The 13963-nt window shown below is 51.9% G+C and carries 9 protein-coding genes and 4 tRNA genes; 8 read left to right on the top strand and 5 right to left on the bottom strand.

Translation table 11 applies throughout. The features are described from left to right. Position 1: 1 nt before the first annotated feature. From wecG to A7090_RS03515, 7 genes are all read left to right on the top strand, one after another. Positions 2-742 carry a lipopolysaccharide N-acetylmannosaminouronosyltransferase gene (gene wecG / locus A7090_RS03545; RefSeq protein ID WP_001064038.1) on the top strand — a complete coding sequence of 247 codons (741 nt, stop codon included), beginning with the start codon at positions 2-4 and terminating at the stop codon, positions 740-742. A gap of 190 nt (positions 743-932) precedes the next feature. Further along, positions 933-2318 carry a bifunctional threonine/serine APC transporter ThrP gene (gene thrP, locus A7090_RS03540; RefSeq protein ID WP_105273051.1) on the top strand — a complete coding sequence of 462 codons (1386 nt, stop codon included), beginning with the start codon at positions 933-935 and terminating at the stop codon, positions 2316-2318. Positions 2319-2420: 102 nt separating this feature from the next. Beyond that, positions 2421-2497: transfer RNA gene (locus tag A7090_RS03535), tRNA-Arg, on the top strand. A gap of 58 nt (positions 2498-2555) precedes the next feature. Then, positions 2556-2631, top strand: a tRNA-His gene (locus tag A7090_RS03530). Between the two features lie 20 nt (positions 2632-2651). Then, positions 2652-2738: transfer RNA gene (locus A7090_RS03525), tRNA-Leu, on the top strand. Between the two features lie 42 nt (positions 2739-2780). Continuing rightward, a tRNA-Pro gene (locus A7090_RS03520) sits at positions 2781-2857 on the top strand. Between the two features lie 146 nt (positions 2858-3003). Further along, on the top strand, positions 3004-4239 hold the full coding sequence (locus tag A7090_RS03515) for an anaerobic sulfatase maturase (protein WP_105273050.1): 1236 nt from the start codon (positions 3004-3006) through the stop codon (positions 4237-4239). A gap of 166 nt (positions 4240-4405) precedes the next feature. Here A7090_RS03515 and aslA read toward each other — a convergent pair whose 3' ends face one another. The 5 genes from aslA to hemC form a co-directional block, all read right to left on the bottom strand. Beyond that, positions 4406-6061: an arylsulfatase AslA gene (gene aslA, locus A7090_RS03510; RefSeq protein ID WP_105273049.1), complete on the bottom strand. Its 1656-nt coding sequence runs from the start codon at positions 6059-6061 to the stop codon at positions 4406-4408. Positions 6062-6739: 678 nt separating this feature from the next. Beyond that, positions 6740-7936, bottom strand: a complete 1197-nt coding sequence (gene hemY, locus A7090_RS03505; RefSeq protein ID WP_105273048.1) for a protoheme IX biogenesis protein HemY — start codon at positions 7934-7936, stop codon at positions 6740-6742. A 2-nt stretch (positions 7937-7938) separates the two neighbouring features. Next, a complete protein-coding gene (gene hemX / locus A7090_RS03500) occupies positions 7939-9114 on the bottom strand; it encodes a uroporphyrinogen-III C-methyltransferase (RefSeq protein WP_105273047.1) in 1176 nt (391 codons plus the stop codon). A 21-nt stretch (positions 9115-9135) separates the two neighbouring features. Beyond that, positions 9136-9876, bottom strand: a complete 741-nt coding sequence (gene hemD / locus A7090_RS03495; RefSeq protein ID WP_105273046.1) for a uroporphyrinogen-III synthase — start codon at positions 9874-9876, stop codon at positions 9136-9138. After that, positions 9873-10814: a hydroxymethylbilane synthase gene (gene hemC, locus A7090_RS03490; RefSeq protein WP_105273045.1), complete on the bottom strand. Its 942-nt coding sequence runs from the start codon at positions 10812-10814 to the stop codon at positions 9873-9875. Before hemC ends, hemD begins: the two co-directional genes overlap by 4 nt. A 353-nt stretch (positions 10815-11167) precedes the next feature. Here hemC and cyaA point away from each other — a divergent pair, with 353 nt between their 5' ends. After that, entirely contained in the window at positions 11168-13714 is a 2547-nt protein-coding gene (gene cyaA / locus A7090_RS03480) for a class I adenylate cyclase (RefSeq protein ID WP_105273043.1), read from the top strand. The last annotated feature ends 249 nt before the right edge of the window (positions 13715-13963 follow it).

The raw sequence follows: 13963 nt of genomic DNA, 5'->3' as shown, positions 1-13963 counted from the left end.
AATGAATAACAACACCACGGCACCGACCTATACGCTGCGTGGCTTACAGTTGATCGGTTGGCGTGATATGCAGCATGCCCTCGATTATCTGTTCGCTGACGGGCAGCTTAAGCAAGGAACGCTGGTTGCCATTAATGCCGAAAAAATGCTGACCATTGAAGATAATGCTGAGGTCAGGGAATTAATTAACGCTGCCGAATTTAAATATGCTGATGGCATCAGCGTTGTACGTTCAGTGCGTAAAAAGTACCCGCAGGCACAGGTTTCCCGCGTTGCCGGAGCCGATCTCTGGGAAGAGTTGATGGCGCGCGCAGGCAAAGAAGGGACGCCGGTATTTCTTGTGGGCGGTAAACCTGAAGTGCTGGCGCAGACTGAAGCTAAACTGCGCAACCAGTGGAATGTGAATATCGTTGGCAGTCAGGATGGTTATTTTAAACCCGAGCAGCGTCAGGCGCTGTTTGAACGTATTCATGCCAGCGGAGCGCAAATCGTCACCGTAGCGATGGGATCGCCAAAGCAGGAGATCTTCATGCGCGACTGCCGTCTGGTGCATCCAGATGCGTTGTATATGGGGGTTGGCGGGACTTACGATGTTTTCACCGGTCACGTGAAACGCGCACCGAAAATCTGGCAAACGCTGGGGCTGGAGTGGCTCTACCGCCTGCTTTCGCAGCCGAGCCGCATTAAGCGTCAGCTTCGTTTACTGCGTTATTTACGCTGGCACTACACCGGTAACCTCTGATTTTCCTCTCTCTGTACAGCGACGGAGTGGTCATTCCGTCGCCTGTCTGCTTTTTTATTACACAAAGCATTCAAATTTTTAATGCTTTATTTGCCATTTATCCTGAATTACGAAAACATTCGCAACACTCGATGTACCCATAACGATAACCGGTAACACCGGAAAGCATGCAAACACAACACGAGGATTTATGGCAGATAACAAACCAGAGCTACAGAGTGGGCTGGAAGCTCGACATATCGAACTCATCGCCCTTGGGGGCACCATTGGCGTCGGCCTGTTTATGGGGGCCGCCAGTACCCTGAAATGGGCCGGGCCATCCGTATTGTTGGCCTATATTATCGCCGGGCTGTTCGTCTTTTTCATCATGCGCTCAATGGGTGAAATGTTATTCCTCGAACCGGTTACAGGTTCGTTCGCCGTTTACGCGCATCGTTATATGAGCCCGTTCTTTGGCTATCTCACCGCCTGGTCTTACTGGTTTATGTGGATGGCGGTAGGGATCTCTGAAATCACCGCCATTGGCGTTTATGTCCAGTTCTGGTTCCCGGAGATGGCGCAGTGGATACCTGCATTGATCGCAGTGGCGCTGGTGGCGCTGGCGAATCTGGCGGCGGTGCGGTTGTACGGTGAAATCGAGTTCTGGTTCGCAATGATTAAAGTCACCACGATTATCGTGATGATTGTCATTGGTCTGGGGGTGATTTTCTTTGGCTTTGGTAATGGCGGTCAGTCAATTGGTTTTAGCAATCTGACCGAGCATGGCGGCTTCTTTGCCGGAGGCTGGAAAGGCTTCCTCACCGCTTTGTGTATCGTGGTGGCGTCCTACCAGGGCGTGGAGTTGATTGGCATCACCGCCGGTGAAGCGAAGAATCCGCAGGTGACGCTGCGCAGTGCGGTAGGCAAAGTGCTGTGGCGAATCCTGATTTTCTACGTTGGCGCGATTTTCGTTATCGTCACTATTTTTCCGTGGAATGAAATTGGCAGCAACGGCAGCCCGTTCGTACTGACTTTTGCCAAAATCGGTATTACCGCAGCGGCGGGCATTATCAACTTTGTGGTGTTGACGGCTGCGCTCTCTGGCTGTAACAGCGGCATGTACAGTTGCGGACGTATGCTCTACGCGCTGGCGAAAAACCGTCAGTTACCGGCGGCAATGGCGAAAGTTTCCCGTCACGGCGTACCGGTTGCGGGTGTGGCAGTATCTATTGCTATCCTGCTAATTGGCTCATGCCTGAACTACATCATTCCCAATCCACAGCGGGTATTTGTCTACGTTTACAGTGCAAGCGTGCTTCCGGGGATGGTGCCATGGTTTGTGATATTGATAAGCCAGTTGCGTTTTCGTCGTGCGCATAAAGCGGCGATTGCCAGCCATCCGTTCCGCTCAATCCTGTTCCCGTGGGCCAACTACGTAACAATGGCATTCCTGATTTGCGTTTTGATCGGCATGTACTTTAATGAAGATACGCGTATGTCGCTGTTTGTCGGCATCATCTTTATGCTGGCGGTGACGGCGATTTATAAAGTCTTTGGGTTTAATCGGCACGGTAAAGCGCATAAGCTGGATGAATAAGCAGCAAAACGCACAAACCGTAACCAAACGAGCAATTTATTTAAAAAGGGACTAGACAGAGGGGGGGGAAGTCCGTATTATCCACCCCCGCAACGGCGCTAAGCGCCCGTAGCTCAGCTGGATAGAGCGCTGCCCTCCGGAGGCAGAGGTCTCAGGTTCGAATCCTGTCGGGCGCGCCATTTAGTCCGGGCGCTTGAGCTGCGGTGGTAGTAATACCGCGTAACAAGATTTGTAGTGGTGGCTATAGCTCAGTTGGTAGAGCCCTGGATTGTGATTCCAGTTGTCGTGGGTTCGAATCCCATTAGCCACCCCATTATTAGAAGTTGTGACAATGCGAAGGTGGCGGAATTGGTAGACGCGCTAGCTTCAGGTGTTAGTGTCCTTACGGACGTGGGGGTTCAAGTCCCCCCCCTCGCACCACGACTTTAAAGAATTGAACTAAAAATTCAAAAAGCAGTATTTCGGCGAGTAGCGCAGCTTGGTAGCGCAACTGGTTTGGGACCAGTGGGTCGGAGGTTCGAATCCTCTCTCGCCGACCAATTTTGAACCCCGCTTCGGCGGGGTTTTTTGTTTTCTGTGCATTTCATCACTCTCCCTTCGCAATAAACGCCCGTAATAACTCATTGCCACACGGTATGATTTCGCCCTTAACTTATTTAAGGATGACTTCAGGCAAGGAGCGACCATGCTGCAACAGGTTCCAACGCGTGCTTTTCATGTGATGGCAAAACCGAGCGGTTCCGATTGTAATCTGAACTGTGACTACTGTTTTTATCTCGAAAAACAATCCCTTTACCGCGAAAAGCCAGTCACGCATATGGACGATGACACGCTGGAAGCGTATGTCCACCACTATATCGCTGCCAGCGAACCCCAAAACGAAGTGGCTTTTACCTGGCAGGGGGGTGAACCAACGTTACTCGGGCTGGATTTTTACCGCCGTGCCGTGGCGCTACAGGCGAAATATGGGGCTGGCAGGCAGATCAGCAACAGCTTCCAGACTAACGGTGTGCTGCTCGATGACGAATGGTGCGCGTTTCTCGCGGAGCATCATTTTCTTGTTGGGTTATCGCTGGATGGCCCGGCTGAGATCCACAATCAATATCGCGTGACCAAAGGCGGCAGACCAACGCATAAGCTGGTGATGCGTGCCCTGACGCTCCTGCAAAAACATCATGTCGACTATAACGTGCTGGTCTGCGTCAACCGTACCAGCGCGCAGCAACCGTTGCAGGTTTATGATTTTTTGTGCGATGCGGGAGTCGAATTCATCCAGTTTATTCCGGTGGTCGAGCGCCTGGCTGATGAAACGGCTGCCCGCGATGGACTGAAACTACATGCGCCTGGTGATATTCAGGGTGAGCTAACGGAATGGTCGGTGCGCCCCGATGAGTTCGGTGAATTTCTGGTGGCGATATTCGACCACTGGATCAAACGCGACGTCGGCAAGATTTTTGTGATGAATATCGAATGGGCATTTGCCAATTTTGTCGGTGCGCCGGGGGCGGTTTGCCATCATCAGCCGACCTGTGGACGCTCGGTGATTGTTGAGCACAACGGCGACGTTTACGCCTGCGATCACTATGTTTATCCGCAATATCGACTGGGGAATATGCTTCAGCAGACAATTGCAGAAATGATTGATTCCCCGCAGCAGCAGGCATTTGGTGAAGATAAATTTAAGCGGCTACCGGCGCAGTGCCGCAGTTGCAACGTGTTAAAAGCATGTTGGGGAGGCTGCCCGAAACACCGCTTTATGCTCGATGCCAGCGGCAAACCAGGGCTGAATTATTTGTGTGCCGGGTATCAGCGTTATTTCCGTCATCTGCCGCCATATCTTAAAGCAATGGCTGATTTGCTGGCGCATGGCCGCCCGGCCAGCGACATTATGCAGGCGCATTTGATGGTGGTGAGTAAGTAGAAATCGGCGGCCGCCTGCGGTTGATTGCCGGATGCGATGCTGACCGCATCTTATCCGGCCTACAGAACGTTACAATTTATTGAATTTGCAAGGCTTGTAGGCCGGATAAGGCGTTCACGCCGCATCCGGCAAGGTCAGTGTGGCCCGATGTAGCGATAGCGCCGGCTTAATCAGATTTAATCTGCGTGCGTGGTGGATATTTTTTCAGGATATCCATGTAGGCGTGCATTTCTGTTTGTAGCGGTACCCCCATTGGGATATGGCGCACGCCGATGGAGTCGCTTTCTTGCGGATCGGTGTACAGGTTAAACATCGCAGATCCTGCGGTTTGCTGGACTGTACCAGTGAACCCACCCTGATATCCGCTCTGGGTATAAGCGTAAGGTTGCTGAATCAGCACGTGATACTTAAACTCATCCATACGCACCGCGGCGAGTTTGCCGTTGAGGAAGTAGTGCTCGGCCTTACGATTAGACTGACCGTTTGTTCCCAGGAAGAAAGATGTTTGGTCAACACCATCGATAAAGGTGGTTTTCGGCACTAAATTCGCCACTTTCGCCCCTGGATGACCAGCCAGATCCAGCGCGGTCGGGAAGAGATCTGCCAGATCGACAATTCCGTCAGATTTACGCGCTTGGATCATGCCTTTCCAGTAAACGAAAGTCGGTACGCGAACGCCGCCTTCCCAGGTCGAGCCTTTCGCACCACGGAATGGCGTACGACCATGCGGTGGTACTTCAGCTTCCGGACCGTTATCGGAGGTAAAGACGATCAGCGTGTTATCCAACTGACCATTTTTCTCCAGTGCTTTATACAGATTGGCGAAGATATCGTTCATTTCCACCATGCAGTCGCCATACGAGGTGCGTGCCGGAGAACTTCCCGCATATTTAGCGTTCGGGTAGTTATCGAAGTGACAGCCGCGAGTGCCGTAATAGAGGAAGAAAGGCTTATCGCTCTTCGCCATCTTGTCGAGGAACTTAACGCCATAGTCCATCCAGCGTTGATCCAGATCCTCCATGTATTTTGGCGTAATATCGGCAATGGCTTTTTGCTCACCGCCGCGCACCGCATGAACATCATCTTTGCTAAATGGTAATTGTTTGATGTACTCAGAGCGGGCTGGACTCAGGGCGACTTCTGGGTTGACGTGAACATCGCGCCATTCGGTATACATATCGGACACCGAGTTAAAGCCGCGGAAATCATCAAAGCCAACGTTCTGCGGCTGCGACTCTTTGTTTTCCCCCATATGCCATTTCCCGATGGCCTGAGTGACGTAGCCCTGCTCGTGCAGCAACTGCGGCAGAGTGGTTAACCCTTGTAGCCCACCAGGTTGCCCATACATCGGCGGCATCAGAATGCCGTGGTGGATGGAGTACTGCCCGGTCATGATGGTTGCGCGGGTCGGAGAAGAGCTGGGCTGTGAATAGGCTGAGGTTAAAATCAGCCCTTGGCTGGCAACGGCGTCGATATCTGGTGTAGGGTTACCCACTGTCACCCCACCGCCGTTAAAGCCAACGTCCATCCAGCCCACATCATCCAGCAAGAAAACAACCACGTTGGGCTTCTTACCGGTTTTTTTCTCAAGTTCTGCCAGCTTTTGCTGGGTTTCTTTGTCCTGCGCTGGGTGCTGCATTACCGGCATCATGTTGTCGGCAATTTTAGTTGCCGGTTTAACCAGATACTGGTTTGGGTGATCGTAACCGGCAAAACCCTCGCGCGCGGTAGCGGTTGACGGGGTATCTGCGGCGTTGGCCATAAGAGGAAGAGCGGCGGCGACAGCAACAACAAGAAGTTTGGGTGAAAACGAAAATTCCATGCAAAATGCTCCGGTTTCATGTCATCAAAATGATGACGTAATTAAGCATTGATAATTGAGATCCCTCTCCCTGACAGGATGGTTGCATAAATAATAATGATAAAAACAAATTATTTATTTATCCCAAAAATGAATTGGAAAATCAGGAGAGCGTTTTCAATCCTACCTCTGGCGCGGTTGATATGTAAGGCTGGTTTATTATATCGCGTTGATTATTGATGCTGTTTTTAGTTTTTACTGCAATTAATATATGTATTATTAATTAAATAAATTTTATCATTCATTATATATATGTATAGAGTCAAGCACGGGAGAAATATTCACTCAGGAAGTTATTACTCAGGAAGCGAAGAGGGTTACAGAATTATCTCATAACAAGTGTTAAGGGATGTTATTTCCCGGTTCTCTGTGGCATAATGAACACGTAGATGCTCATTCCATCTCTTATGTTCGCCTTAGTGCCTCATAAACTCAGGAATGACGCAGAGCCGTTTACGGTGCTTATCGTCCACTGACAGATGTCGCTTATGCCTCATCAGACACCATGGACACAACGTTGAGTGAAGCACCCACTTGTTGTCATACAGACCTGTTTTAACGCCTGCTCCGTTATAAGAGCAGGCGTTTTTTTATGTATCAGAAAGGTCCCGGAGGTGCTTGCCTCCGGGTGAGAAAGAACTACTGTGGCGGGTTGTTCTGCAACGTTAACATCAAACCGTCGCGGCGCATCGCTGCGGCTTCTTCCGGTTTGTGCTGTCTGTCCAGCACGTCGGCAAGCCATGCGTAATCGTAGGCATCCGGGCGTTGTTTCAGCGCCGCACGGAAGGCGAGCGATGCTTCCTGCCATTCGCCGTGCTTCATCAGCGACTGACCCAGTGTGCTCCACAACAGCGGACGATCGCCCACGTTTTTGATCTGTTGGCGCAGTACTTTTTCCAGCTGTTCCGGGTTATTGGTTTTCAGACGCGGGATCGGCAGCAGCAGGCGATCGTCATACTGGCGTTTCAGGCCGTCGATGATAATTTGCTGGGCAGTATCATGATCGTCACACTCAATAAGATGTTCTGCCATTGCCACCTGCAGCGCCACCTGATGACGCGTTTTCCGGCTTTGGTTTTTCCACCAGTTTCGCAAACCTTCGCTACCGTCATCGGCACGCGCCTGATCCATCAAGCCAATCCATGCCTGTTGTTCCAGCATTGCACGGTGTTCTTCATCACCAACGTGAGCTTTCGCCATCGATGGAATAATATCCAGCAGCGAACTCCATGCACCGGTGCGGATATACGCCTGTTCTGCCAGACGCAGCACTTCCGGATGGCGTGGCGCCACTTCCAGCAGCTTATCTACGCCGTGGCGAGCTGCGTGATTTTCATTACGGGCCAGTTGCAGACGTACGCGGGTAATTTCTACCGGAATGGTGTCGTTGCCTGCCAATTCTGCTGCGCGTTCCAGATGTTGGTTGGCGCGCGCTTCATCACCACGTTGTTGCGCAGCTTCGGCAGCCAGCAGATAGTTCACCACCGGTTGTTCAGCGTGATCGGCATTTTTCGCCATCAGCTTTTCAACTTGCTGATAATCGCCTTCTGCCAGTTTCAGCAGCGCCTGCTCGGTCTGCTTACGCGCACGGCGACGCTTACGCCCGACAAACCACCCACGAGTGTGTGCGCTGGTGCGGAAGATCCGCCGCAGTAGCCACTCAATGGCAAACAGCACGACCATCGCCAGAATCAAAATAATCGCCAGGCCAGTGACGCTGGTTTCGATATTGTAGTTGTCGGTCTGGATCAATACATAACCCTGATGACCGGCAATCATCGGGCCAACCACGATCCCCGCAATCAGCAATACAAAGAGCAATAACACTTTTAGCATGGTTATTCTCCTTGCGGCGCGGCTGCCGGAGTATCAGCTTGCGGTGCAGGTGCAGGTTTAGCCTCCGCTGCCGCCGGTTGCGCCAGCAGATTGCGCACGCGGGTCTGCATCAGTTTTTCCAGCATCGCCTGGCTTTGCAGGGTTTCCGGGAGATCCATCGAGATATTTTGCTGGCTTAACTGGTCCACCTCTTCGAGGAACGCTTTGGTGGTGGCATCATCTGTATCGTAGTAAGCACGGACCCAGGTGGAGACGTTCTCCAGCGCCTGGCGGTAAGTCTCTTCCTGGTGACGCGGTACAGCTTGTGCAGCGACCAGCAGGCGAGAGCGAATATTTTCGCGCAGATAGATATCCTGATTTGGCGCTAACAGTGGTACGGCAGTGTCATCACGACGGCGAATCGTAATGAAGTTGTCCATAAAGTTTTGCCAGCTTTTTTGCAGATTGATACGCCATTCGCTGATGGAACTGGAAAGCTCTTCACCGTCGGAATCCATCGGCGAACCATCGCTGTCATTATCGGCCAGACGAAGGTTATCTACCTGATTAGAAAGCTGATTCAGCTTAAGGATGATGCCGTCATAATCCACCTGCGATACCGCAGAAAGGCTGGCGATATCATCGGTAATTGCCCGGCGAACGGTAATCAGGCTCGGGTCATTCATATCTGCCAGGCTGGCGTCTGCACTTTTCAGTAACGCTGCAGCGGTCGTGACGTCCTGATCGCTCCACAATTTCCGTCCGGCGAGTTTCACCAGGAAATCGGCTTGTGCCAGCAGCCAGGTTTTAGCATTGCTGCCGGAAATGGTGGCGACCTTTTGCTGGACTTCATCCAGCTGTTTTGCCAGCGTTTCTTGCTGACGATTCGCCTGCTCAAGCTGCGCAGCTTGTTGCTTGATAATGTCTTCCAGCTCGGCTTTTTGGCTCTCCTGGGCTTTTTGCAGTGCTGTAAGTTGGTTAGCCAGGGCATCGCTGGTGGCGGTCTGATTGACGGCCTGTTGTTTACCCCAGCTATACAAACCGACGCCTGCCGCCAGAGCAATAGCGATAGCCACCGCGCTGAGAATCAATGCGGTATTGTTCTTCCCCTTTTTTTCTGCAACGACAGGTTGTGACGTGGTGTCCACGGCTTCCCTGGTCTCTTCAACCACGGCGGAGGTTTTTTCTTGTTCCGTCATTATGGCTTCCTGTTATGAGAGTTATTGTAATGCCCGTAATAGCGCATCGTTGTCAGCGTTATCGGCGACCTTAATGTCTTGCCAGCCCAGTTCCCGGGCGAGTTTCGCCAAACGCTCACTGACGACCAAAAGCCGACAGCGTAGTAACCAGTGCTCACGATACCATTGTGGGATCAGCGACCAGAGTTGCTGCAACATTTCACCGCTGGTAACAACGACCGTCGTCACCTGGCGGGATTGCCAGCGCATCGCTTCTTCTGCACCATCGTAATGGATTGCGCATCGTTGATAACATTCACAAAAAGTGACCTCAGCACCGCGTGCCGTCAGGGTATCCCCAATTAGCTCACGACCGCCATTGCCACGTAATATCAGCGCACGTTTGCCCGCAATATTTTGTAATTCAGGTAATTGTAGCAAGACTTCGCTGATTTCCCGATCCTGCGGGTAGAGAATCTTCTGTCCGCTTACGATATGTAGCGCCAGTGCGGTGGTGCGTCCAATGGCGAAATAAGTGGGGTGCCGGGGCCATTTACGATCTTGCTGATGCAGCTGTGATTGGGCAAAAGCAACCGCATGTTGTGAGAGGGCAAACAGCAGATCGCTCTCACCCAGCGCCGCCAGTTGATCCGCAAGTAGCGGTAATTGTCGACCCGGAGAAAACTCAATCAGCGGAAAATGCCAGGCCACCTGCCCCAGTGTGCGCAGACGGCTCACTAACTCTTCTCCAGCGGGAGACGGGCGGGTGACCAGGATACTCATGCCGGGGCGTCTCCGTTATAGACTTCTGCGAGGATCTCGCGCGCGCCGTTATTCAGTAGCTCTTCTGCCAGCGAAATCCCCATTTGTTCGGCATCCTGCGGCGCACCGCGGCGTTCACCGCGAATAATCTGCGAACCGTCCGGCGCGCCGACCAGCGCACGCAGCCAGATTTCGCCATCAATAAGCTCTGCGTAGCTACCAATTGGCACCTGACATCCACCTTCGAGACGGGTATTCATGGCACGTTCTGCGGTAACGCGCAGTGCAGTTTCGTGGTGATTCAGCGCGGCAAGCAGCTCGCGAGTGCGTGTATCATCAAGGCGGCATTCAATACCCACCGCACCTTGTCCTACAGCCGGAAGAGAAATCTCGGAGGGCAACGCGGCGCGAATGCGTGACTCCAGACCTAAACGTTTTAGTCCGGCTACGGCAAGAATGATGGCATCGTATTCGCCGTTATCCAGTTTGCTCAGGCGAGTGCCGACGTTGCCACGCAGGGAGCGGATAATCAGGTCCGGGCGGCGTTCAGCCAGTTGGCACTGGCGACGTAAACTGGACGTCCCGACGATACTGCCCGCCGGTAACGCATCCAGACTGTCATAGTTATTGGACACAAAGGCATCACGAGGATCTTCGCGTTCGCAAATAGTAACCAGCCCCAGACCTTGCGGGAATTCAACCGGCACATCTTTCATTGAATGCACGGCGATATCGGCGCGATTTTCCAGGAGTGCGACTTCCAGCTCTTTCACAAATAAGCCTTTTCCACCGACCTTCGCCAGCGGCGTATCAAGAATCACATCGCCACGCGTCACCATCGGTACCAGTTCAACCTCCAGGCCCGGATGGCTCGCCATCAACTTGTCTTTGACATAGTGTGCCTGCCAGAGTGCAAGTGGGCTTTGGCGTGTGGCAATTCTTAAAACATTGTCTAACATGCTTGTTACCGTCATTATCATCCGTGGTTCATCCTAACATCCTTGGCAGAGCGATGTCAGTGTTGTGGTGAAACGTAGACGCATCCTGGCAGGCGTTTCACGCTGTCGTAATAAGGAATTTACAGAGAATAAGTGGTGCTACACTTGTATGTAGCGCATCTTTCTTTACGGTCAACCAGCAAGGTGTTAAATTGATCACGTTTTAGACCATTTTTTCGTCGTGAAACTAAAAAAAACAGGCGCGAAAAGTGGTAACGGTTACCTTTGACATACGAAATATCCCGAATGCTGCGTGTTACCGTTGATGTTGGCGGAATCACAGTCATGACGGGTAGTAAATCAGGCGATACGTCTTGTACCTCTATATTGAGACTCTGAAACAGAGACTGGATGCCATAAATCAATTGCGTGTGGATCGCGCGCTTGCTGCTATGGGGCCTGCATTCCAACAGGTCTACAGTCTACTGCCGACATTGTTGCACTATCACCATCCGCTAATGCCTGGTTACCTTGATGGTAACGTTCCCAAGGGCATTTGCCTTTACACGCCTGATGAAACTCAACGCCACTACCTGAACGAGCTTGAACTGTATCGTGGAATGTCGGTACAGGACCCGCCGAAAGGTGAGCTTCCAATTACTGGTGTATACACCATGGGCAGCACCTCGTCCGTAGGGCAAAGTTGTTCCTCTGACCTGGATATCTGGGTCTGCCATCAATCCTGGCTCGATAGCGAAGAGCGCCAGTTACTACAACGTAAATGCAGCCTGCTGGAAAGCTGGGCCGCTTCGCTGGGTGTGGAAGTCAGCTTCTTCCTGATTGATGAAAACCGTTTCCGTCATAATGAAAGTGGCAGTCTTGGGGGCGAAGATTGTGGTTCTACCCAGCATATACTGCTGCTTGACGAATTTTATCGTACCGCCGTGCGTCTTGCTGGTAAGCGTATTCTGTGGAATATGGTGCCGTGCGATGAAGAAGAGCATTACGATGACTACGTGATGATGCTCTACGCGCAGGGCGTGCTCACACCTAATGAATGGCTGGATCTCGGAGGCTTAAGCTCGCTTTCTGCTGAAGAGTACTTTGGTGCCAGCCTTTGGCAGCTCTATAAGAGTATCGATTCTCCCTACAAAGCGGTGCTGAAAACGCTGCTGCTGGAAGCCTATTCCTGGGAATATCCGAATCCACGTCTGCTGGCGAAAGATATCAAACAGCGTTTGCATGACGGCGAGATTGTGTCGTTTGGCCTCGATCCGTACTGCATGATGCTGGAGCGTGTTACTGAATACCTGACGGCGATTGAAGATTTCACCCGTCTGGATTTAGTGCGTCGCTGCTTCTATTTAAAAGTATGCGAAAAACTCAGCCGTGAACGCGCCTGCGTAGGCTGGCGTCGCGCAGTGTTGAGCCAGTTAGTGAGCGAGTGGGGTTGGGATGAAGCTCGTCTGGAAATGCTCGATAACCGCGCTAACTGGAAGATTGATCAGGTGCGTGAGGCGCACAACGAGCTGCTCGACGCGATGATGCAGAGCTACCGAAATCTTATCCGCTTTGCGCGTCGCAATAACCTTAGCGTCTCTGCCAGTCCGCAGGATATCGGCGTGTTGACGCGTAAACTGTATGCCGCGTTTGAAGCATTGCCAGGTAAAGTGACGCTGGTAAACCCGCAGATTTCCCCCGATCTCTCGGAACCGAATCTGACCTTTATTTATGTGCCGCCGGGCCGTGCTAACCGTTCAGGTTGGTATCTGTATAACCGCGCACCAAATATTGAGTCAATCATTAGCCATCAGCCGCTGGAATATAACCGTTACCTGAATAAACTGGTGGCGTGGGCATGGTTTAACGGCCTGTTGACCTCGCGCACCCATTTGTATATTAAAGGCAACGGCATTGTCGATTTGCCGAAGTTACAGGAGATGGTTGCAGATGTGTCGCACCATTTCCCGCTGCGCCTACCTGCGCCGACGCCAAAAGCGCTCTACAGCCCGTGTGAGATCCGCCATCTGGCGATTATCGTTAACCTGGAATATGACCCGACAGCTGCGTTCCGCAATCAGGTGGTGCATTTTGATTTCCGTAAGCTGGATGTCTTCAGCTTTGGCGAGAATCAAAATTGCCTGGTAGGTAGCGTGGACTTGCTGTACCGCAACTCGTGGAACGAAGTGCGTACGCTGCACTTCAACGGCGAGCAATCGATGATCGAAGCCCTGAAAACCATTCTCGGCAAAATGCATCAGGACGCCGCACCGCCGGATAGCGTTGAAGTCTTCTGCTACAGCCAGCATCTGCGCGGATTAATCCGTACTCGCGTACAGCAACTGGTTTCTGAGTGCATTGAACTGCGTCTTTCCAGCACCCGTCAGGAAACCGGGCGCTTCAAGGCGCTGCGCGTTTCTGGTCAAACCTGGGGGTTGTTCTTCGAGCGCCTGAATGTATCGGTACAGAAACTGGAAAACGCCATCGAGTTTTATGGTGCTATTTCGCATAACAAGCTGCACGGCCTGTCAGTGCAGGTTGAAACCAATCACGTCAAATTACCTGCGGTGGTGGATGGCTTTGCCAGCGAAGGGATCATCCAGTTCTTCTTCGAAGAAACGCAAGACGAGAATGGCTTTAATATCTACATTCTCGACGAAAGCAACCGGGTTGAGGTGTATCACCACTGCGAAGGCAGTAAAGAGGAGCTGGTGCGTGACGTCAGTCGCTTCTACTCGTCATCGCACGACCGTTTCACCTACGGCTCAAGCTTCATCAACTTCAACCTGCCGCAGTTCTATCAGATTGTGACGGTCGATGGTCGCGAACAGGTGATTCCGTTTCGCACCAAATCTATCGGCAACATGGCACCTGCCAATCAGGACCACGACGCGCCGATGTTACAACAGTATTTTTCGTAGACAGCCCGGCACTTCACAGCGAATTCACACGGCATGACTATTGTTCCTCTCAGGCGTTTTTAACTCTGAGAGGAAATAATGCGTAACGGTTTTGGTGGCGACGAGCTTTGTGCCATTCTGGGGATTATCGTCGCGATAATCTGCTTTTATCTCGTTTCCGTTGATAAACGCTTCCGCTTTGTATGGGGGTAAGCGGCTCGTCAGAACCGTATTGATATTTACTGAGAGCTCAGATCAACTTTCCAGGGC

This window comes from Escherichia sp. MOD1-EC7003 (genome assembly GCF_002965065.1).
In the GTDB taxonomy this organism is placed as follows: Bacteria; Pseudomonadota; Gammaproteobacteria; order Enterobacterales; family Enterobacteriaceae; genus Escherichia.
This window is presented reverse-complemented; position numbering and strand designations above follow the sequence as displayed.